General features: G+C 60.7%; 23 protein-coding genes. 10 read left to right on the forward strand and 13 right to left on the reverse strand.

From position 1 onward, the window contains the following. Positions 1-157 precede the first annotated feature (157 nt). Positions 158-1,450 carry an MFS transporter gene (locus QOM10_RS18195; RefSeq protein WP_077573511.1) on the forward strand — a complete coding sequence of 431 codons (1,293 nt, stop codon included), beginning with the start codon at positions 158-160 and terminating at the stop codon, positions 1,448-1,450. Between the two features lie 12 nt (positions 1,451-1,462). Continuing rightward, positions 1,463-2,233, forward strand: coding sequence for a substrate-binding domain-containing protein (locus QOM10_RS18200; protein ID WP_316916695.1), 771 nt, complete (start codon positions 1,463-1,465; stop codon positions 2,231-2,233). On the opposite strand, the gene QOM10_RS18205 is transcribed toward QOM10_RS18200, so the two are convergent. Next, a complete protein-coding gene (locus QOM10_RS18205) occupies positions 2,223-3,137 on the reverse strand; it encodes a LysR family transcriptional regulator (RefSeq protein ID WP_127928815.1) in 915 nt (304 codons plus the stop codon). The genes QOM10_RS18200 and QOM10_RS18205 overlap by 11 nt on opposite strands. Before the next feature lie 251 nt (positions 3,138-3,388). Here QOM10_RS18205 and QOM10_RS18210 point away from each other — a divergent pair, with 251 nt between their 5' ends. Next, positions 3,389-5,197 (forward strand): monovalent cation:proton antiporter-2 (CPA2) family protein, encoded by a 1,809-nt coding sequence (locus tag QOM10_RS18210; RefSeq protein ID WP_316916696.1) that lies wholly within the window; start codon positions 3,389-3,391, stop codon positions 5,195-5,197. Between the two features lie 118 nt (positions 5,198-5,315). Here the strand turns inward: QOM10_RS18210 and hcnC are convergent, their stop codons facing one another. From hcnC to QOM10_RS18235, 5 genes are all read right to left on the reverse strand, one after another. Next, positions 5,316-6,575 carry a cyanide-forming glycine dehydrogenase subunit HcnC gene (hcnC, locus tag QOM10_RS18215; protein WP_127928819.1) on the reverse strand — a complete coding sequence of 420 codons (1,260 nt, stop codon included), beginning with the start codon at positions 6,573-6,575 and terminating at the stop codon, positions 5,316-5,318. After that, on the reverse strand, positions 6,568-7,977 hold the full coding sequence (gene hcnB, locus QOM10_RS18220) for a cyanide-forming glycine dehydrogenase subunit HcnB (protein ID WP_316916697.1): 1,410 nt from the start codon (positions 7,975-7,977) through the stop codon (positions 6,568-6,570). The genes hcnC and hcnB overlap by 8 nt, the downstream gene beginning before the upstream one ends. Continuing rightward, complete coding sequence (gene hcnA / locus QOM10_RS18225; RefSeq protein ID WP_127928823.1) at positions 7,974-8,291, reverse strand: cyanide-forming glycine dehydrogenase subunit HcnA; 318 nt, start codon at positions 8,289-8,291, stop codon at positions 7,974-7,976. The genes hcnB and hcnA overlap by 4 nt, the downstream gene beginning before the upstream one ends. 240 nt (positions 8,292-8,531) lie before the next feature. After that, entirely contained in the window at positions 8,532-9,071 is a 540-nt protein-coding gene (locus QOM10_RS18230) for a hypothetical protein (protein ID WP_316916698.1), read from the reverse strand. 226 nt (positions 9,072-9,297) lie between these two features. Continuing rightward, on the reverse strand, positions 9,298-10,227 hold the full coding sequence (locus tag QOM10_RS18235; RefSeq protein ID WP_316916699.1) for a hypothetical protein: 930 nt from the start codon (positions 10,225-10,227) through the stop codon (positions 9,298-9,300). 307 nt (positions 10,228-10,534) lie between these two features. Between QOM10_RS18235 and QOM10_RS18240 the strand changes: the two genes are divergently transcribed. Both QOM10_RS18240 and QOM10_RS18245 read left to right on the forward strand, forming a co-directional pair. Next, positions 10,535-11,218, forward strand: a complete 684-nt coding sequence (locus QOM10_RS18240; protein WP_016986226.1) for a response regulator transcription factor — start codon at positions 10,535-10,537, stop codon at positions 11,216-11,218. Beyond that, positions 11,196-12,590, forward strand: coding sequence for a sensor histidine kinase (locus QOM10_RS18245; protein ID WP_127928831.1), 1,395 nt, complete (start codon positions 11,196-11,198; stop codon positions 12,588-12,590). The genes QOM10_RS18240 and QOM10_RS18245 overlap by 23 nt, the downstream gene beginning before the upstream one ends. A 129-nt stretch (positions 12,591-12,719) precedes the next feature. Here QOM10_RS18245 and QOM10_RS18250 read toward each other — a convergent pair whose 3' ends face one another. From QOM10_RS18250 to QOM10_RS18260, 3 genes are read right to left on the reverse strand one after another with little or no spacing between them, the layout of a single operon-like run. After that, positions 12,720-13,130: an SRPBCC family protein gene (locus QOM10_RS18250; RefSeq protein ID WP_160040904.1), complete on the reverse strand. Its 411-nt coding sequence runs from the start codon at positions 13,128-13,130 to the stop codon at positions 12,720-12,722. Positions 13,131-13,153: 23 nt separating this feature from the next. Beyond that, positions 13,154-13,951, reverse strand: a complete 798-nt coding sequence (locus QOM10_RS18255) for an SDR family NAD(P)-dependent oxidoreductase (protein ID WP_316916700.1) — start codon at positions 13,949-13,951, stop codon at positions 13,154-13,156. Further along, entirely contained in the window at positions 13,948-14,970 is a 1,023-nt protein-coding gene (locus QOM10_RS18260; RefSeq protein ID WP_316916701.1) for an aldo/keto reductase, read from the reverse strand. The genes QOM10_RS18255 and QOM10_RS18260 overlap by 4 nt, the downstream gene beginning before the upstream one ends. A 112-nt stretch (positions 14,971-15,082) precedes the next feature. Between QOM10_RS18260 and QOM10_RS18265 the strand changes: the two genes are divergently transcribed. Continuing rightward, a complete protein-coding gene (locus tag QOM10_RS18265; RefSeq protein ID WP_316916702.1) occupies positions 15,083-15,979 on the forward strand; it encodes a LysR substrate-binding domain-containing protein in 897 nt (298 codons plus the stop codon). A gap of 351 nt (positions 15,980-16,330) precedes the next feature. Next, on the forward strand, positions 16,331-16,990 hold the full coding sequence (locus tag QOM10_RS18270) for a methyltransferase family protein (protein WP_127928840.1): 660 nt from the start codon (positions 16,331-16,333) through the stop codon (positions 16,988-16,990). Positions 16,991-17,111: 121 nt separating this feature from the next. Here QOM10_RS18270 and QOM10_RS18275 read toward each other — a convergent pair whose 3' ends face one another. Continuing rightward, entirely contained in the window at positions 17,112-17,777 is a 666-nt protein-coding gene (locus QOM10_RS18275; protein WP_316916703.1) for an HAD-IA family hydrolase, read from the reverse strand. Between the two features lie 67 nt (positions 17,778-17,844). Beyond that, positions 17,845-18,258, reverse strand: coding sequence for a response regulator (locus tag QOM10_RS18280; protein ID WP_095118272.1), 414 nt, complete (start codon positions 18,256-18,258; stop codon positions 17,845-17,847). 199 nt (positions 18,259-18,457) lie between these two features. Between QOM10_RS18280 and QOM10_RS18285 the strand changes: the two genes are divergently transcribed. Then, complete coding sequence (locus QOM10_RS18285; protein ID WP_127928844.1) at positions 18,458-19,399, forward strand: class I SAM-dependent methyltransferase; 942 nt, start codon at positions 18,458-18,460, stop codon at positions 19,397-19,399. Between the two features lie 121 nt (positions 19,400-19,520). Here QOM10_RS18285 and QOM10_RS18290 read toward each other — a convergent pair whose 3' ends face one another. After that, positions 19,521-20,297: a helix-turn-helix transcriptional regulator gene (locus tag QOM10_RS18290; protein WP_316916704.1), complete on the reverse strand. Its 777-nt coding sequence runs from the start codon at positions 20,295-20,297 to the stop codon at positions 19,521-19,523. A gap of 110 nt (positions 20,298-20,407) precedes the next feature. On the opposite strand from QOM10_RS18290, the gene QOM10_RS18295 reads away from it, so the two are divergent. Next, positions 20,408-21,523: an extracellular solute-binding protein gene (locus QOM10_RS18295; protein WP_316916705.1), complete on the forward strand. Its 1,116-nt coding sequence runs from the start codon at positions 20,408-20,410 to the stop codon at positions 21,521-21,523. Positions 21,524-21,681: 158 nt separating this feature from the next. Then, entirely contained in the window at positions 21,682-22,800 is a 1,119-nt protein-coding gene (locus QOM10_RS18300; RefSeq protein WP_316916706.1) for a P1 family peptidase, read from the forward strand. Positions 22,801-23,150: 350 nt separating this feature from the next. Here QOM10_RS18300 and QOM10_RS18305 read toward each other — a convergent pair whose 3' ends face one another. Further along, the gene (locus tag QOM10_RS18305) at positions 23,151-23,783 is read right to left on the reverse strand and encodes a TetR/AcrR family transcriptional regulator (RefSeq protein WP_316916707.1); all 633 of its coding nucleotides are present in this window, start codon (positions 23,781-23,783) and stop codon (positions 23,151-23,153) included. Positions 23,784-23,874 lie beyond the last annotated feature (91 nt).

Consider the following 23,874-nt stretch of genomic DNA (forward strand, 5'->3'; position numbering starts at 1 on the left):
CGCGGTATCGACATAGACGAATTGATCCACTTTGCACATCAATCCATGCCAACAATGCAATTAACATCCTGTTACACCTGAGCCACCATCCGCCTCAATAAAAACCGTGCGCCGCCCTCCCGTCGCGCACGTCATAAAAGCGGTGGAGTACTTTTCTATGACAGCCTCAATCCCACACAACGGCTCGCGGGCCGGCGCCATTTTCCGGGTGACCTCGGGCAACTTCCTCGAACAGTTCGACTTCTTTCTGTTCGGCTTCTACGCCACGCAGATCGCGGCGGTGTTCTTTCCGGCGAGCAGTGAGTTCGCTTCCCTGATGATGACCTTTGCGGTGTTCGGCGCAGGCTTTTTGATGCGTCCGCTGGGCGCCATTGTGCTCGGTGCGTATATCGATGATGTCGGTCGGCGCAAAGGTTTGATCGTTACCCTGTCGATCATGGCCAGCGGCACGATCTTGATTGTGCTGGTGCCCGGATACGAAAGCATCGGCCTGTTTGCGCCAGCGCTGGTGTTGATCGGGCGCTTGCTACAAGGCTTCTCGGCCGGGGCGGAATTGGGCGGTGTGTCGGTGTATCTCGCCGAGATCGCCACCCCGGGTCGCAAAGGTTTCTTCACCGCTTGGCAGTCGGCCAGTCAGCAAGTGGCGATCATTGTCGCCGCCGCGTTGGGCTACGCCTTGAACGCGTGGATGGCGCCGGAGGTGGTGGCCGATTGGGGCTGGCGGATTCCGTTTTTCGTTGGCTGCATGATCGTGCCGTTCATCTTTTTCCTGCGCCGTAACCTGGCGGAAACCGAAGAGTTCGCCGCGCGCAAACACCGCCCGAGCATGGGCGAAGTATTCCGCACCCTCGGCCAGAACTGGGGCGTGGTACTCGGCGGCATGCTGATGGTCGCGCTGACCACCACCGCGTTTTACCTGATCACCGTGTACGCGCCGACCTTCGGTAAAACCGTGCTGCATCTGAGTACTTCGGACGCGCTGTTGGTGACGTTGCTGGTCGGTGTGTCGAACTTCTTCTGGCTGCCGATTGGCGGCCTGTTGTCCGACCGTATCGGCCGGCGCCCGGTGCTGATCGCGATGTCGCTGCTGGCCCTGGCCACCACCTATCCGGCGCTGTCGTATCTGGTGCAGGCGCCGAGCTTCAGCCACATGCTGCTGTCGCTGTTGTGGCTGTCGTTTATCTACGGCTTGTACAACGGCGCAATGATTCCGGCGCTCACCGAGATCATGCCGGTTGAGGTTCGCGTTGCCGGTTTCTCCCTCGCCTACAGCCTGGCCACCGCCATTTTCGGTGGTTTCACCCCGGCGATGTCGACCTTCCTGATTCAGTACACCGGCGACAAAGCCGCGCCGGGTTACTGGATGAGCATCGGTGCGCTGTGTGCCTTGTGCGCCACTCTTTATCTGTACCGCCGTGCCGGTGGTCGTCTGCAACCTGTCGCGGCCTGAGGAAAACTCGCCATGAAAAAACTGTTTACTGTCACCGCCCTGCTCGCCGGTCTCGCGTTCAACCTCGCGGCGCAGGCCGAGGAATTGAACGTGATGACCTCCGGCGGTTTCACCGCTGCCTACAAGATTCTCGGGCCGAAATTCGCCGCCGCCAGCGGCAACACATTGACCACCAGCCTCGGCCCGTCGATGGGCAAAGCCCCCGAAGCGATCCCCAATCGCCTCGCGCGCGGCGAGCACGCCGACGTGGTGATCATGGTCGGCTACGCCCTCGATGACTTGATCAAACAAGGCAAGGTCGATCCGGCCTCGCGCGTTGAGCTGGCAGATTCGCGAATTGGCCTGGTGGTGCGTGAAGGCGCGTCGAAACCGGACATCAGCAGCGTCGACGCCTTGAAGAAAACCTTGCTCGACGCACAGTCGGTGGCCTACTCCGACAGCGCCAGCGGCGTCTACATCGAGCAGCAGTTGTTCAAGAAACTGGGCATCGAAGATCAGCTGAAACCGAAGGCAAAAATGATCCCGAAAATCCCGGTCGGCTCGGTGGTTGCCACTGGCGACTATCAATTGGGTTTCCAGCAGGTCAGCGAATTGCTACCGGTGCCGGGCGTGAGCTTCGTCGCGAAGATTCCGGAATCAGTGCAGTCGGTGACGCGTTTTGCCGCCGGGATTCCAGTCGGCGCACAGCATCCTGAAGAAGCCAAAGCCCTGCTCGCCTACCTCGCCGCGCCGGCCGCACAAGCTGACGTGCAAGCCACCGGACTGGATTCGGTCAAGCGCTGATTGTTGGCGGCTGGACTTTCATTTCTATCACCAGCCGCTCCAGTTCCAGTGCCGCCGGGGTCAGCGTACGACCCCGGCGCTTGATGATGCCGACACTGCGCATCACTTGCGGATCGGTCAGCGGCACCCGCGTCAAGATCGGATGATCCGGCCCGGGCATCGCCATCAGCGGCACCGCCGCCACGCCCAACCCCGCCTCCACCAGACCGATCATCGTCGTCACATGCCGGGTTTCGCAGATGCTCGAACGCTGCGGCACCACCGTGCTCAACGCCTGATCGAGCAGAAAACGGTTGCCGGAGGTCTTGTCCAGCGAGATGTAATCCTGCTGATAGAACTCGTCCCAGCTCACACTGCTGCGTTCGGCCAACGGATGATCGCGGCGACAGGCGACGACGTAGCACTCCTGCACAAGCGGTTCGAACTCGACTTTGGCATCCTGCGTGCCGAGAAAACTCAAACCGAAATCCGCCTCGCCATTGACCACCGCACTCAACACATCGTGCGCGCTGGAGTCGAGCACTTTGACTTTGATGCGCGGGAATTGCTGGTGATAGCGCGCGATCACACGGGGCATGAAGTAGTACGCCGCCGAAGGCACGCAAGCGACGGTGACATGGCCCAAACGGGTCGAAGCGACTTCGCTGATGCCCAGCAACGCGACATCCAGATCATCGAGCAAACGCTCAACGCTGGGCATGAAACCGCGCCCGGCCTGGGTCAGGCTGACCTTGCGCGTGGTGCGTTCGAAGAGTTTGACACCGAGGGCGTCTTCGAGCTTTTCGATGCGCCGGCTCAAGGCCGGTTGCGACAGGCGCACGGTGTCGGCGGCCTTGCGGAAACTGCCCTGCTCGACCACGGCACGGAAGGCTTGCAGGTCGTTGAGGTCGAAGTTGATGGCCATGGCGGGACTCGGGGATTGATACGCAGAGGTTATAAATGTAACTAATTGATGCAAATTATTACAGGTTAAAACCAAGATCCCTGTGGGAGCGAGCCTGCTCGCGAATGCGTTCTGTCAGTGACAACTATGCTGGCTGACACTCCGCATTCGCGAGCAGGCTCGCTCCCACAGGGGATCTTCGGTGGATGAAAAGTCGCTGTAGCCCTTATCCTTGTCACCCCCCGCCGTACCGTTGTCAGGAGTAACCCCCCATGCCCCATGAAGGCAATCTGTTGCAAGCCGCCGTCGTCTTTCTGTTCGCGGCCGTGCTCACCGTGCCTTTGGCCAAACGTCTGCAACTGGGCGCCGTGCTCGGTTATCTGTTTGCCGGGGTAATCATCGGCCCTTCAGTGTTGGGCCTGATCGGCAACCCGCAAAGCGTCGCGCACATTTCCGAACTGGGTGTGGTGTTGCTGCTGTTCATCATTGGTCTTGAGCTGTCGCCACGACGTTTGTGGGTGATGCGCAAATCGGTGTTCGGCGTCGGTCTGGCGCAGGTGCTGCTGACGGCTTCGGTGATTGGCGTGTTGGCCTTGTCGGTGTTTGGCCAACCGCTGAACAGCGCGATTGTGCTTGGCCTTGGCCTGGCGCTGTCCTCGACGGCATTCGGGTTGCAAAGTCTGGCCGAGCGCAAGGAACTGACCAGCCCCCACGGGCGGTTGGCGTTTGCGATTCTGCTGTTTCAGGACATCGCCGCGATCCCGTTGATTGCGCTGGTGCCGATGCTGGCCGGTGGTGCACACGACACCAGCAATGCCGAAAGTCTGAATCACGCGCTGCAAGTGCTCGGCGGTATCGCCGTGGTCGTGGTCGGTGGGCGTTATCTGTTGCGGCCAGTGTTCCGCGTGGTGGCGAAAACCGGTTTGCCGGAAGTGTCGACGGCCACGGCGTTGCTGGTGGTGATCGGCACGGCGTGGTTGATGGATCTGGTCGGTGTGTCGATGGCGCTGGGGGCGTTTCTTGCCGGTTTGCTGTTGGCGGATTCGGAGTATCGCCATGAGCTGGAAGCGCAGATCGAGCCGTTCAAAGGTTTGCTGCTCGGGCTGTTTTTCATCAGCGTCGGCATGGGCGCCAACCTTAGTTTGCTGCTCAGCGCGCCGATCACCGTGTTGGGGCTGACGCTGCTGTTGATCGGTCTGAAATTGCCGCTGCTGTTTGTCGTCGGGCGTCTGGCCGGTGGCTTGAACAAGGTCAGTGCAATACGCCTCGGTATCGTCTTGGCGGCGGGTGGTGAATTTGCCTTTGTGGTGTTCAAGATCGGTCGTGATCAGGGTCTGTTCGAACCGCGCCTGTATGACTTGCTGGTGCTGACCATCACCCTGTCGATGGCGGTGACGCCGTTGTTGCTGCTGATCTGCGCGCGGCTGGTCAGCCCGAAAGTGCAGCCGGTGGAAGTGCCGGAAAAATACCGTGAGATCGACACTGACACCCCGCGTGTGGTGATCGCCGGCATGGGCCGGATGGGCCAGATCGTCGCGCGGATTCTGCGGGCGCAGAACATCAAATTCGTCGCACTGGACACTTCGGTGGAAACCATCGAACTGTCGCGCAGTTTCGGCGGTGTGCCGGTGTTCTACGGCGACCCGATGCGCCCGGAAATTCTCAATGCGGCCAAGGTTGGCGAGGCAGAATATTTCGTGATTGCCACGGATGATCCAGACACCAACATCAAGACCGCCGAGGTGGTGCGCAAGCTGTATCCGCACATGAAGATCATCGCCCGGGCACGTAACCGGCAGCATGTGCACCGTTTGGTGGATGTTGGCGCGGAGGCGATTCGTGAAACCTATTACTCGAGTCTGGAAATGAGTCGACGCACCTTGGTCGGCCTCGGTTTGACCCAGGCCCAGGCCGATGCGCGGATCAAGCGCTTCAAGCACCACGACGAACAGGTGCTGGAGGCACAGCACGCGATCTACGACGACGCGGCCAAAGTCCTGCAAACCGCCCAGGAAGCCCGGGCGGAACTGGCGCGGTTGTTCGAATCCGACCAACTCGAAGAAGAATCCCGCAAATCCTGAGCCACACCCAGAACCCCATGTGGGAGCGAGCCTGCTCGCGAAAGCGGTGTGTCAGTCAACTTATTCGTTACTGACAGATTGCCTTCGCGAGCAGGCTCGCTCCCACAGGGGATTTGAGTCAAGCAGGCTCTAGCGTGCGCTCCTGCTTGACCGGGGCTGCTGCAAAGCGATCCGCCAGAAACGGCGTGATGTCCAGCGGCAGCGGTTCATCGTTGACCAGCTTATCCAGCAACACGCCAGTAATCGCCGAGGTCAGAATCCCGGTGCGGAAATGCCCGCAGGCATTCAAATACCCCTCCACCCCACGCATCGGCCCGAGAATCGGCAACTCATCCGGCGAGCCCGGACGCAAGCCCGCCCACGTGCGTTTCAGATTGACGTCCTTGAGTTCCGGCAGGCAGCGCACCGCGCCCTGCACCAGCCCGGCGATTTCCGGGTAGGTGGTGGTGACGTCGAAGCCTTTGTCTTCGGTGGTGCTGCCGATCAGGATCTCGCCATTGTCCTTTTGCGCCACGTAGCAGTCGCTGGTGGTCAGGCAGCCGTTGAGGATTTTCGGCATGCGCTCGGTCAGCAGGATCTGGCCTTTCACCGGCTTAACCGGAATGCGAATACCCGTTGCCCACTCGCTCAAATCTGCCGCCCAGGCACCGCCGGCGTTGATCAGCGTCTTGCAGTGGAACACGCCCTCCTCGGCCGTTTGCACACCGGTGACGCGGCTGCCGTGGTGCAACACGCCGGTGACGTTGGTGTTGACGAAAATGTCGACGCCGTTCTGCCGTGCGCCTTCCATGTAGGCGTCGGCGAGGCGGAACGGGCTGACCTGATGGTCGCAGAGAAACTCCAGCGCCCCGCGTGCTTCATGGCTGACGCTCGGCTCGGACTCGCGCAGCGCCGCCTGATCGAGCCAGCGCACCTGATCGGCCAGATGCGGAATGCAACCGACGATGTGCTCGGCGTAGAGCCGGTCTTCATCGTCATAGATGACGAACTTCAGCCCGGTCTTTTCGAACTTGAAATCCATGCCGTGATTGTCTTTCAGCTCTCGGTGCAACGCCGGGTACAACGCGTTGGACTGCAGGGCAAAATCGAAAAACGACTCCGGCAGAATGTGCGGCGTGCTCGCATCCACGGCCACCGCCGCGCCCTGGGTTTCGCGCTTGCGGTTGGCCGACATCATGCGGAAGAAAATCACCCCGCAGCCGAGGCCGACCGACTCACCGATCGCCCACAAGCCGCCGGCCGAAGCACGGGTCGCGTTGCCCGGTCGTTTGGCATCGATCAGCGCGACCTTGAGGTTTTTGCGTTTGGACAGTTGATAGGCGCAGGACGCCCCGATCACGCCACCACCGGCAATGACCACGTCATAGAACTTACTCATGGGCAGCGGCCTCCGTGCCGACAGACTGGAACGCGGAAAAAGGAATCGGATCAATCGGGAAACGCGGGCGCAGCCAACCGACGTCCTTGCGGCCGGTGGCCTGGCGCAAGCGGTCGCTGCAGTAGCCGACACACATGCGCCCCTGGCAATCGCCCATGCTCACGCGGGTGCGCATTTTCAGGCTGGCGATGTCTTGCACGCCCTGCTCCAGCGCCAGGTCGATGTCGGCGCGGGTGGCGTGTTCACAGCGACAGATCACCGTGTCGGCGGCGGGCAATGCAGTCTGGCCGACGCCACGTTCGGTGTAGCGATCCACGGCGGCGCGGAAACGCACGATGGCTTTGAGTTTGCTCAGATAACGGTCACGACGAACCCGCGCCAGCTCTTCTTCGAGCACACCGCGTTGCAAGAGAATCGAGGTCGCCGCGATCTTGCCGGCGAGCATCGCTGCTTCACCGCCGCGAATCCCGCCCATGTCGCCGGCCAGATGCACGTGCGGTTCATTGCTTTGCTGCCAGACGTTCGCGTTGGCGCGCAGGTAACCGTCGTCGCTGAAGCCGTGATCCAGGCACATTTGCTGGCTCAGTTGGGTGCGTGGAATAAAGCCGTAACCGACCGCGAGGGTCTTGGCTTCGAAGCGCTCGACGCGGCTCATGTCCGGTTCCCAAGTGGCCGAATATGGCGCGACGCTGACGCTTTTCAGCTCGCCCTCGCCGTGGGCCTCGACCACGCCCCAGCCGTAGTTCATCGAGATACCGTGCAGTTTCAGGTAGGCGAGCATGCTCAAACCGTCGAGAAACAGCTGCGGTTTATTCAGCAGCGCCAGACTTTCACGGGCGATCTTGCCGAACGCACAGGCCTCATACACGCCCGCAACGCTGACGCCCGCGGCATGCAGTTGTGTCGCCACCAGCGGCAGCAGCGGCCCGGTGCCGGCGATGATCACCGGCCCTTGCGGCTTGACCACACCGCTTTTGATTTGCAGTTGCAGGCCGCCGAGCATGATCACCCCCGGCAAGGTCCAGCCGGGGAACGGCACGCTGCGTTCGTGGCAACCGGCGGCCAAGAGCAATTGCGGATACTCGATCTCGTGCAGTTGCTCGTCGCCATCGAGCACCACCAGCGCGCGGGTGCCTTCGGCGCCGACCACGCGATGGTTGAGGCGCACGTCGATCAGCCCGGCCTGCTCCTGAAAATCACCGTGCAGTTTGCCCAGCGCTTCGGAGTAACGCGGGCCGAGATAATCCAGTTGCACGCCGTCACGCAACGGCCCGCGATAGACCACGCCGCCAAGGCGCGAAGCTTCTTCGAGCAAGGTGCAGCGCACACCGTGGCGCGCCAGTTCGATGGCCGCCGCCATCCCCGCCGGGCCGCCGCCGACAATCACCGGTTGCAGGCTCATACAACCACCTCCTGCGCGGTGATGCGGTTGACCTGAGTTTCGATCTGCATGCCGTCACGCACCACGGTCTGGCAGGCACGACGTTTGTGCCGGCCATTGATTTTCACCAGACAGCACTGGCACACGCCCATGCCGCAATAGGCGCCGGTGATCTGGTTGTGATCGTTACGTGCGATCTGGCGTACGCCGAGAGACTGGATAACGCTGAGTACGGTTTCGCCGATGGCGGCGGTGACCGCTTGGCCGTTGATGTGAACGGTCATATCCGCCTGCGCCAAAGGCTGGATATCAAAAGATCTTGGTTGGCAGTGCATTGCAATGTTCATCCGTGAAGGTTCGGTTGAGGTGGTGTCAGCTCCTTGCTGCACTACAGCGTGTCGACGCGTTTATTGTTGCTGTGATTGGGGCGTCGACGCGTACTCCGTCAGCGCAACAAGGTGCGCGTGAAGCACTGTAGTTCATACCTCAGCAAAGGCCGGGATCATTTACGTTAGGCGATCTCGCCGCTCGAAATATTGATCCAGGCCAGTGAAAGCAGTTGGATTGTCCAACGATCAATTGGAGAAGACGAACTGCCCTTTGATCTTCTTCGCGCCGATGAAGCCCAGGTCCGGGAACAGCAGGGATTTGATCCAGGCGGCGTAGAACACCATGGCCAGAGTGATGCCGACGGCAATCACGGTCGACAGCGGATCTTCCTCATAGCCCTTGAACATGCGTGACACCTGACTGATGGTGAGGAGCACGTAAACGGTGTAAGCCGCCGCCACGTTCTTGTAGAAGCCCCATGCAAACAACAACGGAATGCCACCAGCGATCAGCAACATGGTCAGTGCCAGACCGGCGCTTGCGTCGTAGAACAGGAAGAAACCGACGACTGAGCCGATCAATGCCTGAATGCAGGTCAACACGATCAGCAGGGTGACTTTGAGTGAATGCTTTGCTCTGAGGGCCGGATCCGAACGCCCCCCGATCCAGGCCGCCAACACGCGATCTTTGACCGCACCGCCCGACAACGCATTGAACGTTTCGGTTTTCGAGCGCCCGGCTTCGAGCATCTCAACCAACTGGCGTTTGATTTCCTTCTTGTCCAACGTGTTCATCCTTAAAGAGAGGTAAAAGCGGCCAATCCACTTCCGGCGGGGATTCTCGCCGTTGCACCCGCAGAAAGCAAAAAGCCGCTTCCACCCGAAGGTGGAAGCGGCCGAGGCATGGGCCTCAATGGAGCAATCAGTGCACGAACAGGGCGATCAGGATGATGATCGGGATCGGTACGCCAAGGAAGAACAGCAGTAGTGAGCGCATGGTGATGCTCCTTGTTTAACGGACTGGAGTGGTCGTGGTGTAGGTGTCGACTTCAACGTACTCGACCGCATCGCGGCGGCGACCGCCGAAGGTGGCTGCGAGGCTGGCGAAGAACGCACCGGCCAACAGCGAGACGAACATCCACAGCGAGGTCCAGGCAGCGACTTTCGCGGCGGTGTCGGCGGCTTGTTGAGCTTTCAGCTTGGCGTCGGCCAGGGCTTTCTGAGTGCGGGCGTAGATCTCATCGACGCGGCGCTCGGCATCGGCTTGAGTCAGGTTGGTCCGTTGGGCGACCAGTTGCGCAAGGTAGGTACGGTCTTCGGCACTCATCTGACCGTTGGCCAGGCTTTGCGCAAAGATACGGGCCACGGCACCATGGGCCGCGTCATCGCTGACGGACGCCGGACGGTCATCGCGGAACAGACTGTCGATGTAGTAACCGTACTGGTTACTGTCGGTGTTCGCTGCAGCAGAGCCGGCCGCTTGGGTCATGGCACTGGCTGCGCCGCCAGCAACACTGGCACCGGCCTGCACACCACCACTGATGACGCTGCTGACCGAACCGACCACCAGCACTGCGGTAACCAATGTAGCCACACACCAGGCAAGGAAGCCGTGCGCGGTGTCGCGGAAATACACTTCGTCACCGTGCATGTTCGCCCACTTCACCCGCAGGCGACCGGCGATGTAGCCGCCCATGCCGGAAGCGATGATTTGCGTCGCCGCCAGCCAGACTATCGTTGAAATGCCCAGGCCCTTGGCGCTGACGCCCTCTCCGGCCCACGGTGAAACGGCAGAGAAACCCAAACCGAATCCGAGCAGGACCAGAATCATCGACAGTGCAGCGGCAGCCGCGGCACCGGCGAAGATCGCGCCCCAGGACACGCCTGAAACGCTGCTCGACTCTTCAACGGCGGGATAAAACCCATCAGGGGATCTATTCATTGTTGTTCTGCTCCAGGCATGAAAAATGGTGTTACAACTCGTCATCAGAGGAATTGCAGTGACCGTGCCAGTCGCGAGAATTAAATAAGTCGTTTAATTTCAGCCAGTTATAAAGAATGAACTTCCGAAAACCTTGCAATTTGCAACAACTGCCGGATAACAGCGGGTTTTATGCATTGGCCTCAAATACCCATCACGCTCGAAATTTGCGTTTGTGACAGGTGAACATGAAAGTTAATTTAAAGCGTCAGCGGATTTTCTTGGCAAAATGCTGCCATTCCGTTTGAACCGATCAGCAGGCCTGCCTATGACTCGTATCTTGACCATCGAAGACGACGCCGTGACTGCGCGGGAAATCGTCGCCGAACTGAGCAGCCACGGGCTGGAAGTCGACTGGGTCGACAATGGCCGCGAAGGCCTCGACCGCGCCGTGAGCGGCAACTACGACCTGATCACCCTTGACCGCATGCTGCCCGAACTCGATGGCCTGGCCATCGTTACCACCCTGCGCACCATGGGCGTGGCCACACCGATTCTGATGATCAGCGCCCTCTCCGATGTCGACGAGCGCGTACGCGGATTGCGGGCCGGCGGCGATGACTACCTGACCAAGCCGTTCGCCACCGATGAAATGGCCGCACGGGTTGAAGTGTTGCTGCGTCGGCAGAACAGCGGCGCGACTCAAGCGACGACCCTGCAGGTAGCCGACCTCGAACTGGACTTGATCAGCCACGAAGCGCGCCGTGCCGAACAAGTGCTGACGCTGTTGCCGACCGAGTACAAGTTGCTCGAATTCCTCATGCGCAACAGCGGCCAGATCCTTTCGCGGATGATGATTTTCGAAGAGGTCTGGGGTTATCACTTCGACCCCGGCACCAACCTGATCGACGTGCACATCGGCCGTCTGCGCAAGAAGATCGACGCCGTCGGCCATGTGCCGCTGATCCGCACGGTACGGGGCTCCGGCTATGTCATTGCCGAACCCGTCTGACGGCTGGCGTTCCTCCAGCAGCCGCTTGCTGGCACTGTACAGTTCGCTGTTTGTGGCCTGGAGCGCGATCCTCATGGGGGTCATGTATTACGAAGTCTCCGGCTACCTCGACAACCTCGCCAAACATTCGCTGATGCAACGTCAGCACCTGTTCTCGCACTTTCGCGGCGAACAGCTGGAAGACGCGCTCGCCGCCAGCATGACTTTCGATATTCGCGGCATCGACGCCTATGGCTTGTTCGATGCCGACGGCGTTTACCTCGGCGGCGCGTTGCAGCAGATCCCCGAGGGTCTGCCGCTGGACGGCAAGATCCACATGCTCGCCGACTGCGCCAATTCCGATGATCCGACCTTGCCCAATGACAGCTGCGACGCAGTGGCCACGCAAACCCGCGACGGCCGCTGGCTGGTGTTGCTGCGCGACAACGGCTCGTTATTCGCCGTCACGCGGATCATTTTGCATGCGTTGTTCTGGGGCGTGTCGCTGACAATTCTGCCGGGCATTGCCGGCTGGCATTTGCTGCGGCGCCGACCGTTGCGGCGGATTCGAGCGATTCAGGACAGCGCCCAGGCGATTGTCGCCGGCGATCTGACTCATCGATTACCGCTGTCCAATCGCCGCGATGAACTGGACATGCTCGCCGCGATCGTCAACGCCATGCTCGAACGCATCGAGCGTTTGATGAATGAAGTCAAAGGCGTTTGCGACAACATCGCCCATGATTTGCGCACGCCGCTGACGCGCCTGCGCGCGCAGTTGTATCGCATGCAGCAGCAGGCTGGCGAAGGCTCGCAGGAAGCGGCGCAGCTGGATCTGGTGCTCGCAGAAGCCGATACGCTGATGGCGCGCTTTCGCGGGTTGTTGCGGATTTCCGAACTGGAGGATCGTCAGCGTCGCTCGGGTTTTGTCGAACTCGACCCGGTGCAACTGCTGGAAGAACTGCATGAGTTTTACCTCCCGCTGGCCGAAGAAGGCGAACTGCGTTTCGAGCTGAACATGCCGGAAACATTGCCGGCGCTGAATGGCGACCGGGCGCTGTTGTTCGAGGCGTTGGCGAATCTGCTCAGCAACTCGATCAAGTTCACGCCACCGGGCGGCACGGTGATGCTGCGTGGAGTCAACGCGGGTGGGCAGACGCGGATTGAAGTGCACGACTCAGGGCCGGGGATTCCCGAGGCCGAACGTGAAGCGGTGTTCCAGCGCTTTTATCGCGCCGAAGGTGGGCAGCCGCAGGGTGGCTTTGGTTTGGGGCTGTCGATTGTCGCGGCGATTGTCAGCTTGCATGGCTTCAGTCTTGAAGTCGGCAGCAGTGATCTGGGCGGGGCGAAACTGGTGCTCGATTGTCGGCAGAGCCTGATCGAAAATTCCTGATTCTCGACATGATCGTTCCCACGCTCTGCGTGGGAATGCCTCAAGGGACGCTCCGCGTTCCAGCTTGCGAATGGGACGCAGAGCGTCCCGGGCTGCATTCCCACGCAGAGCGTGGGAACGATCATCAGCTCAGGCGGGGTAATTGGCTCGGAGTGCTTCGAGGCCACCCTGGTAGATGCCGCTGAACAGCGCCACCACTTCCTCATCGCTCACGCCTTTGGCATTGAAGCGCCCCGACCACGTTACACGTGCGCCCTGCCCTTGGGCTTCAACCTTGATCGTCGCCAGATAATCCGTGGCCGGAAACGGCGCCTGTTCAATCGAATAGCTGTAGGTCTTCGCTGTGTTATCGAACGCTTGCAGACGCTCGACCACCACGCCGCCGTCAGCGGTTTGCAAGGTGCGCACGCGCCCACCGTCGCTCAGTTCACTGTTGGGAATAAACGGCAGCCAATCGGGCAGCGTGTTGAAGCCGCCGATCAATTGCCAGACCTGATCGGCCGAGGCCGGGATGTCGATGGTTGCTGATGCTGTAGGCATAGATAAACGTCTCTCTCGGGAATTCAGATCGTCAGGCTGTCGACCACGCCGCCATCGACGCGCAAGGCTGCGCCGGTGGTGGCCGAGGACAGCGGCGAAGCAATGTAGGTGACCAGGTGCGCGACCTCTTCAACATCGGCGACACGCTGGATGATCGAAGTCGGACGGGCCTTGAGCACAAAAGCGTCGGCTTCATCGCGCAGGTTGCGCCCGGATTCGGCGGCGGCATCCTTGAGCATGTCTTGCAGGCCATCAGTGAAGGTCGGTCCCGGCAGGATCGCATTGACCGTCACCCCGGTGCCAGCCAGACGTTTGGCCAGACCGTGGGACACCGCCAGATTGGCGCTTTTGGTCACGCCGTAGTTGATCATGTCCGCTGGCGTGGCGACGCCGGATTCCGAGGACAGGAAGATCACCCGACCCCAGCCCTGTTCGACCATCGCCGGCACATAATGCCGCGCCAGGCGCACGCCGGAAATCACGTTGACCTCATAGAAACGCGTCCACTCACTGTCGGGCGCGTCAAAGAAATCGACAGCGTCGAAGATGCCGAGGTTATTCACCAGAATGTCCGCACGCGGTTCAGCGGCAAACAGTTTTTGCGCACCTTCGGCGGTGCCCAGATCGGCCGTCAAACCACGCAATTGCGCGCCCGGCACCTTCTCGCGAATGCTCGCCAGCGCCTGCTCGACCTTGCCTGTATCGCGGCCGATCACCACCACCGTGGCGCCGGATTCAGCCAGCGACTGGCTGATGCCCAGACCAATGCCGGCGGTGCTGCCGCTGACGATGGCCAGTTTTCCACTCAGATCAATCTTCATGCTTTCACCTCATCGATTGGCAATGGTGCACGTTCGGAAACCAGTTGGGCGTCGCGCATCGCCTGCCAGAAACCGGCAGGAATAACGGCTGACAAGGCGGCGACATCTTCAGCAATTCGGCCGGGTTTGCTTGCGCCGGGAATGACCGCCGCAACAGCAGGATTGGCCAGCGAAAACTGTAGCGCAGCGGCTTTGATATCAACGTTGTACGCGGCGGCGATGCGTTTGATCTGCTCGACCTTGGCGATGACCTCAGGGCTGGCCTGCTGGTATTCGAAGTGCGAGCCACCGGCCAGAATTCCTGAGCTATAAGGGCCGCCGACGACGATTTCAACGTTTTGCGCTAGGGCCGAATCCATCAGACGTTGCAACGGACGTTCGTGGTCGAGCAGCGTGTAGCGACCAGCCAATAGAAAGCCATCCGGTTGCGCTTCGGTAAGGTCGAGGGTCAGCTCGCACGGCTCGACTTTGTTCACGCCCAGGCCCCAGCCGTTGATCACGCCTTCTTCGCGCAAGCGGGTCAGCACTTTGAATGCGCCAGTGCGGGCCTGATTGAAGTATTCCAGCCATTGATCGCCGTAGAAATCCTGCGCGATGTCGTGCACCCAGACGATGTCGAGGCGATCGGTTTGCAAGCGCTTGAGGCTGTCTTCGATCGAACGCATAGTCGCGTCGGCGCTGTAGTCATTGACGATCTTGTTCGGGCGACCGTGTTCGAATACGCCGCTTTTCTCGCCAAGATCACGGGCAGCGGCGTCTTCGACTTCATCGAGAATTACCCGACCGACCTTGCTGCTGAGCACATAGTCGTCGCGTTTGTATTGCTTGAGTGCTTCGCCGAGGCGGATTTCCGACAGGCCCGAACCGTAGAACGGCGCGGTATCGAAGTAACGCACGCCGGCATCCCACGCGGCATGCACGGTGGCTTGCGCTTCGGCTTCCGGGATGGCGCGGAACATGTTGCCCAGGGGCGCGGTGCCGAAGCCCAGTTGGCCGGGCAGTTTGTCTTTCAAACTCATTGGATTTTCCTCGTAGGTTCTGAGTCGGTGTGACCGTTGAGCAGATCCTAGATTGCGACACCTAGACCGTCCAAGACATAATACGCAGCACTTGAGTCCCTATAGGTCTGACATGATCGACATCCGCCAATTGCGCTACTTCGTGGTCGTCGCCGAGGAAGAACACGTCGGCCGCGCCGCCGAGCGGCTGCACATCTCCCAGTCGCCGCTGAGCCGACAGATCGCCCAGCTCGAAGAGCGCCTGGGCCTAACCCTGTTCGAGCGCAGCCAGCAACGCATTCGCCTGACCCGCGACGGTCAGACCTTCCTCGCCGAAACCCGCGCCCTGCTGACCCACGCCAATCGCCTGGAATCCCTCGGCAAGCGCCTCGGTCGCGGCGAAGAAGGCGGTTTGTGCATCGGCTATATCGAGAACGCCATGCACGCCGGCGTCCTGCCCAATGCCTTGCGCGTGTTGCGCGCCGATCGGCCGAATGTGCATGTCGCGCTATACAACCTCAGTTCCGCCGAGCAGTTGGAAGGCCTGCGACAGCGTAGTCTCGATATTGCCTTGGTGAGTGAACCGCCGACCGATGACGATCCTGATCTGCTGGGTTTTCAGGTGCTGGATGATCCGATGCTGCTGGCGTTGCCGGAGCATCATCCATTGGCGCAGCAAGCGGCGTTGAACCCCGAGGATCTGGCCGAGCAGGAATGGATCGGCGTGCAGCCGCGTCAGGATGCCAACGATCAGTTTGTCAGCGCGTGCATCCGCGCGGGGTTCACCCCGGATGTGCGCATGCAGGCGACCGAGCCTTTTACCGCGCTGGGTTTGGTAGCGTCGGGGCTGGGGATTGCGATGATCCAGAAAGGCTTGAGCCATAACGCACCGCCGGGTGTGGTGTTGCGGGAACTGCCGTGGCTGACGCTGACTACGCCATTGTGGGCGGCATGGCACCGGATAAATTTGCGGCCATTGGTGGAGACGTTCCGCAAAGTCCTGACTGACGACAAGGTATCTGCTGACTGACATAGCCCCTTCGCGAGCAAGCTCGCTCCCACAGTTTCAGAAGGTGATCTCGCATTCTGTGTACGACGCAGATCCCTGTGGGAGCGAGCCTGCTCGCGAAAGGGCCGGCACATCCAACATCGAATTTGACTGACCCAACGCCTTCGCGAGCAAGCTCGCTCCCACACTTTCAGATGTGATCTCGCATTCTGTGTACGACGCAGATCCCTGTGGGAGCGAGCTTGCTCGCGAAGGGGCCGGCACATCCAGGATCAAAATTGACTGATCCAACGCTTTCGCGAGCAGGCTCGCTCCCACAGGTTTTGCGGTGGATCTACACTCAACGGATACGTACCCAGCCGTGAGTTGACCATGAAAATGTCTGCACAAATGACCGTCGTCGCGGTACTCGCCACCCTCGCCTGGCTGGGTCTGGCGGTGTGGGGCATTGGCGGTGTGGCGATGTTCTTTTCCCACGGTTCGCTGGTGATCGTGGCATTGGCGACGGTGGCGATGGTGATTGCTTCACTGTTCAGTGAGGTCAACCTCAGTTCTGGCGAACGTGAAGATCGCGCCAATCGCTGGGTGATTCCGGCCTTTGGTGTGATTGGTCTGGTCAGTGGTTTCTTGCCAGCCTATTGCGACCGGATGAACTTCTGGACGTTTGGTGGTGAAGGCGTGCGCTGGCTCGGCGCTTTGCTGTTTATCGTCGGCGGCGCGCTGCGACTGTGGCCGGTGTTTGTGCTGGGGCGGCGCTTCAGTGGATTGGTGGCGATACAGCCAGGGCACCGCCTGGTGACGGATGGCATCTATCAGCACCTGCGCAACCCGAGTTATCTGGGGCTGGTGATCAATGCCGTGGGCTGGGCGCTGGCGTTTCGTTCGGTGGTGGGATTGTTGCTCGCGGCGCTGACGTTGATCCCGTTGATTGCCCGGATTCATTCGGAAGAAGCCCTGCTGCGTGCGCAGTTTGGGGCGGAGTACGAAGCTTATTGCGCGCGGAGTTGGCGGTTGGTGCCGGGGGTTTATTGATTTGCGAACACCGTCCCCCTGTAGGAGTGAGCCTGCTCGCGATAGCGGTGGGTCAGTCAAATCCATGTGTCTGACAGACCGCTATCGCGAGCAGGCTCACTCCTACAAGGGATTGTGTTTGTCAGTTGCGTTGCAGGTGCAGGCCGTCGCTGTCGACTTTGACGCTGACCGCAGCGTAACTGGCCAGCGTCGCGTGCACCGTTTCCAGCGGATGCTGATGCGTCGTGGTGATGATCATCAACGCCGCGCCAGCCGCTTCGGCCGCTTGAATACCGACAGTGGCGTCTTCGAAGATCAGGCAATCATGCGGCTCCTGGCCAAGACGTTTCGCAGCCAGTAAATAGCCGGCCGGATCAGGTTTACCGGCCTTCACATCTTCAGCCGTGATCATCACCGTCGGCGCTGGAATCCCCGCCGCCGCCATCCGCCGTAACGCCAGATGCCGTGGTGCCGAGGTCACCATTGCCCAGCGATCTTTGGGCAGGCTGTTGAGAAATTTCGCCGCGCCGGGAATCTCGACAATGCCTTCAACGTCTGCGATTTCCGCCTCGGTGATGAACGCCGCTTGCGCCTCGGCATCCACGCCCGGCAGGTTCAGGCGATTGATCGTGTCGATGGCTCGCGCGCCATGAATGGTCGGCAAAAAGGTTTCCACATCGACACCATGGCGCACGGCCCAGGCTGACCAGATCCGCTCGGCGGCAGCAATGGAATTGAGGACGGTGCCGTCCATGTCGAACAGAAACGCGCCGAACGCGCGATCAAATACAGCATCGTGAGCAGACAAAGGGTCGCATCCTCTGGCAAGAGACCGGGCGGGCAATGTAGCACTTGCCCGCCCGTTCCACCCAGCGTCAGTGCAGACGCGGGGCCTTGGATTTGAACGCGCTGTCGACGCAGTCGAGCAATTGACCGATGGCCCAGGGCTTCTTGATGAACGCCACCGAATGCTTGACCCCGGAGGTCTCTGGCGTTTCGTAGCCGGACATGACCATCACCGGCTTGTCCGGCCAGCGGTCGCCGACCAGGTTGGCCAGATCAGCACCATTGAGGGTGCCGGGCATGGTGATGTCGGTCAGCAGCAGCGCCACTTCCGGCGCGTGTTGCTCGAGATATTGCGATGCGGCGTCGGCGCTGGTGTGCGGCTCGACCTTGAAACCTTCCTCCTGAAGAATTTCGCAAAGAAACTCCAGAATCAACGGATCGTCCTCGACTACCAGAATCAACCCGCCAGGAAGGTGCGCATCCGCCGTCGGTGTTGGGCACATGGAACTGCACTCCCTGAATTGCATTAACGATTTAGCGGCTTGAATCCGCTGCTTATCTGGTATGAGCGGCGGGCTCTGCAGAAATTCATTTTTGATACAGGTCTTTTGCGAAACGGCGTTTTTGCCCGTCAGCGGCAATCGTTCGCGACGGTGTATTTGTGGTTAAAATGCCGGCCCTTTTGCTTGCCGATCCTGACCGATGAACCCTGAAGCCCTCGCTACCCTCCACGCCCATCTGCTGCCGGCCCTCGCAGCAGCGCCGAGCGAAACCCGCCGCCTGTTCCACGGGCGCGGCCGCTGCTGGCCGGGGCTGGAGCAGTTGACCGTGGACTGGCTGCAAGGCGTGGTGCTGGTGTCGCTGTTCAAGGAACCAGCGCCTGAGCAGCTGGACAATCTCAAGGCGCTGCTGCTGGAACTCACCGGTTCCGCCGAATGGAAACAGTCCGGCGCGCACACGTTGCTGATCCAGCATCGCTACTTGCCGCAGAGCACTGCCGAATGGTTGCAGGGCGATGAAATCGACGAAATGAGCATCGTCGAGGGCGGCTTGCAGTACCGCGTCGATCTGGGTCGCAAGCAGAACGCCGGGCTGTTTCTCGACATGCGTTACGGGCGCAACTGGGTGCGCGAACAGGCCGACGGCAAACGCATCCTCAACCTGTTCGCCTACACCTGCGGGTTTTCCGTGGCGGCCATCGAAGGGGGCGCCAGCCATGTGGTCAATCTGGACATGTCGCGCGCAGCTCTGAGCCGGGGTCGCGACAATCATCGCTTGAACGGCCATGACTTGAGCAAAGTCAGTTTCCTTGGCCACGACCTGTTCAAGTCCTGGGGCAAGGTGATCAACAGCGGCCCCTACGATCTGGTGATCATCGATCCGCCGTCGTTTCAGAAAGGCAGTTTCCTGCTGACCAAGGACTACCAGCGCGTGCTGCGTCGTCTGCCGGAATTGCTCACGGCGCAAGGCACGGTGCTGGCGTGCATGAACGATCCGGCGTTCAGTTCGGACTTTCTGATCGATGGCGTGACGCAGGAAGCGCCGGGTTTGCGCTTTGTAGAGCGGCTGGAGAATCCGCCGGAGTTTCCGGACATTGATCCTGAAAGCGGTCTCAAGGCCCTGATCTTCCAGCGCACTATCTGACACCCCGAAGATCCCTTGTAGGAGTGAGCCTGCTCGCGATAGCGGTCTATCAGTCAAATAGGTGATATCTGACACACCGCTATCGCGAGCAGGCTCACTCCTACAGGGGGATTGTGTTGGGTCAGGGAGTTGGTGGGCGCAGCACCAAAGCAAACAACTCACCATGCCCGGTGACATTGAGCTTGTAATACAGATTGCGCCGATGCACCTTCACCGTTTCCGGCGAAATACCCATCTGCTGGGCCATCGCCTTGCTGGAGAAACCCTGCAGGATCAGCCGTGCCGTGTCGACCTCACGCACCGTCAGCCGCGCATCGAAGCGGTCAAGCAACGTCGCCAGATCACCCACCGTTTGCGCCACCGCGCCCTGCGGCGGCAACAACTGCACATGCCGACGCATCGCCGCCAGCACCCAGTCGCGCACGCACAGCAGCCGACCCTGCTCGGCCATGTCGAACGGCGTCGAGCGACCCAATGACAAACCGAGCACGCCGCCCTCGACGTTGATCATGAACTGCAACTCGTCTTCACCGACCATCAAACGAAAGTAGCTCTGGTAATACTCGCTGTGCAGAAACTGGTCCGGCGCCACCGAGGCGAGGCTGTGCAAACCATCGGCAATGCCGGTCGAGGCGGCTTGATAAAACGGATCGAGCAAGTACATCCCGGCGCAGTATCCGGCCAGTTCCTCTTGCTCGTCGGCGCGGCCCTGGCTGTCGAAGTCGATCAGCAACTGCGGCGCCTGCCCGGCTTGCATCAGCGCCACCAGCGCGTTGTCCAGCGGCACCAGCAATCGCAAGGTGTCCACCAGCGCGCGCCAGAAACCAGCCTCACCGACAGCGGCAAATACCCGCGCCAGGCTTTGATGCACTGGCAGTTCCTGCAGCAACGCGTCCACGCACTACCCCTTTTGAGTAACCCATGATGGGAATGGGTCAGGCCTGGCCGGCCCGATAGGCTGACCACTCTTGTTCATCACCGGCCTGTACAGGCCAGGAGTGCCGCATCATGCGTGGTCGCCGTGGCTGTATCAACCTCAGCATTAAACTGGGCCTGCTGGCCGGAATTGGCGCCAGCTCGATCGCCTTGGCTGCCGACGCACCGAGCGTGCACGTCTACAACTGGTACGACTACATCGGTCCGAACACTCTCCACGATTTCCAGCGCGACAGCGGTATCCAACCGGTCTACGACACCTTCGACAGTGCCGAAGTCCTCGAAGGCAAACTGATGACCAGCCGCAGCGGCTACGACGTGGTGGTGGCGAGCAATTTCAGCCTGCCGACGCTGATCAAGGCCGGCGCCCTCGCCCCGCTGCCGCGCGAGCAACTGCCGGGCTGGAAGAATCTCGACAGCGACCTGCTGGCGAAGCTGGCCAACAACGATCCCGGCAATCAATACGCAGTGCCTTATCTGTGGGGCACCAACGGCATCGGTTACAACATCGATAAAGTGCGCGCGGCGCTGGGCGACAAGGCGCCGGTGGACTCGTGGGATCTGGTGTTCAACGAAGCCAACCTCGCCAAACTCGGCCAGTGCGGTGTGGCGATGCTCGATTCGCCGTCGGAGATGCTGCCGGTCGCCCTGCATTATCTGGGGCTGCCACCGAACAGCACCGATCCTGATGACTATAAAAAAGCCGAAGCGCTGCTACTGAAACTGCGCCCGCACATCGCTTACTTCAACTCGTCGAAATTCATTAGCGACCTGTCCAACGGCAACATCTGCGTGGCGGTCGGTTGGTCGGGCGCGATGCTGGAGGCCAAGACCAATGCCGAGCAAGCCAACAACGGCGTGAAGATCGCCTACAGCCTGCCCAAGGAAGGCGCGCCGGTGTGGTTCGACACGCTGGTGCTGCTCAAGGACGCACCGAATCGTCCCCAAGGCCTGGCCTTTATCGACTATCTGCTGCGCCCCGAAGTGATCGCGCCGGTCAGTGATCACCTGTCTTATCCGAATGGCAATCGTGCGGCGACACCGCTGGTGGCCGAAGCCACGCGGGACAACCCGGCGGTTTATCCGTCTGCTACGGCAATGGCCACGCTGTACACCCTTGAACCGTTGCCGAAAGCCACCGAGCGAGTGCGCACGCGGGTGTGGAGCAAGGTCAAGAACGGCCAATAAAGCCTTTTGAACATTGCACAAAACCCTGTGGGAGTGAGCCTGCTCGCGAAAGCGGTGGGTCAGGCACTGATGTGTTGAAAGTGCGGACGCCTTCGCGAGCAGGCTCGCTCCCACAGGGTCAGTGCACAACCCAGCATTTTTTTGAGAGACAGAAATCAATGAAACCTCGTGCCCGTGACCTCAACATCCGCATCGGCCAACTGCCGCCCGGCCCGCTCAACGCCATCACCGATGTACCCGGCGTACGCGTCGGCCACAGCAATGTGCGCGGACGCAGCAGCGCCGGGCGCGACATCTGCACCGGCGTCACACTGATCGAACCGCGCCCGGGCTCGACCAATCAGCAGCCGTGTTTTGCCGGCGTGCATGTGCTCAACGGCAATGGCGACGCCACCGGGCTTGAATGGATTCGCGAGGCGGGTCTGCTGACCAGCCCGATTGCGTTCACCAACACCCACAGCCTTGGTGTAGTGCGCGATGCATTGATTGCCCTGGATCGCCAGCAGCAACCCGACGACGGTCGCCTCTACTGGAACATGCCGGTGGTGCTGGAAACCTTTGACGGTTTGCTCAACGACATCAACGGTTTCCACGTCCAGCCTGAACACGTCGCCGAAGCGCTGAGCGCAGCCGTCGACGGCCCCGTCGTCGAGGGCGCGGTCGGCGGTGGCAGCGGCATGATCTGCCATGAATTCAAGGGCGGCATCGGCACCTCGTCGCGGCGGTTGAGCCGTGCTCAGGGTGGCTGGACCGTCGGCGCGATCGTGCAGGCCAATCACGGCATTCGCAGTGAGTTACGGGTCGATGGCTACCCGGTCGGGCGCTACATGGAACAGAAAGATTCGCCGTTCTTGCGCGCAGCGTTGCCGCATCCGGGCATGGGTTCGATTGTTGTGTGTCTGGCCACCGATGCGCCGCTGTTGCCGCATCAATGCACACGCCTGGCGCAACGCGCGAGCCTGGGTCTGGCGCGCACCGGCGGTGGCAACGAGGATCACAGCGGCGACATTTTCATCGCCTTCGCCACCGGCAACGATCACGTGCCGCCCGCCGCCTACGAAGGCAAAGGCGCGCTGACCTGTGACGGCTTGCGCATGGTCAACAATGACCACATCAGCGAGCTGTTTCTCGCCGCGACCGAGGCGGTTGAAGAGGCGATCATCAATGCTTTGCTGGCCAGCGAAAGCACCGAGGGCAACGGGCATTCAGTGCCGGGACTCGACGCCGACACCCTGCTCGCTGCCCTCGAAAAATCAGGTTGGCCCGGCGCCCGTTGACCCCGCGTTTCCCCTGTAGGAGTGAGCCTGCTCGCGATCGCGGTTTGTCAGTCGAAGTTGATTTGACTGACCCACCGCGATCGCGAGCAGGCTCACTCCTACACAGGATCACGTCAGTATTTGTGTACCAGGTTCTCGCCGCCGCCCGGGCGACTGGCGGTACTTGAGCCGCCACTTGCACACTCCTAGGATGGAATCACGCAGTGGCTCCGCTCTATCGAGCGCTGCGTAGGCACGGGTGCTCTGAACCCCAATCAAGCCCGTGTCTGGCTTCATGCGCATCTTGAGCCTCGAGGGCTCTACTTCCTCCCCATCAAAGAGCTTTGAGGCTCTTTTTTTGTCTGCGTAAATCAGCAGTCCGGCAGCGCATCGACGCGAATCGAGCGCCAGGCCGCCTGCGCCAGCAACTCGCGATAATCCGCCGGACTGCCCTTCACCCGCCCCGCCAGCCAGGCACGGCAGTAACTGTCGGCCTGACCAATGATCAACGACGGCAAAAGTTCGGCGGGCAGCGCCTTGAGTTCGGCAACTCGCCCTGATTCGGCCAGCCAGTCGCGCAGACGCAGATTGCGGGTTTTGTTGCGCTCGGCCAGTTCGTCTTTGAACGGCCCTTTGGTCACGGCAAACCGCGCGTGGTACTGGAAACGCGCCCATTCGGGTTGACACTCGACCCAATCGACGTAGCTGAACACCAGCGCCTGCACACCTTCCTCGGTGGTTTGCGCTGCATCCAGATAGGCATCGCGCAGGCGCGCCTGATCCTCCAGCGCGGTGAAAAACAACGCCGCGACCAAGCCCTCCTTGTTGCCAAAATGGTGATAGATCGCCCCGACGCTGGTATCGCACTCGGCGCGAATCATCTCGATAGTGGTGGCCTCGATCCCCTGCTCGTTGAACAGGCTTAGCGCCTTGCGAAAGATATCGCGCTTGAGTTCGGCGCGGCGGCCGGGGTAGCTGCGTTCAAGTAGATCTGCGGTGTCCATGCGGCTCACTGCCTGAAAATCGGGATTGAAAGGCACACGTCGTGCCCATGAAAAAACACGCACAGGTTGACAGATTTCCCGCAGACCGAAT

It is taken from the genome of Pseudomonas sp. P108 (assembly GCF_032613195.1).
Lineage (GTDB): Bacteria > Pseudomonadota > Gammaproteobacteria > Pseudomonadales > Pseudomonadaceae > Aquipseudomonas.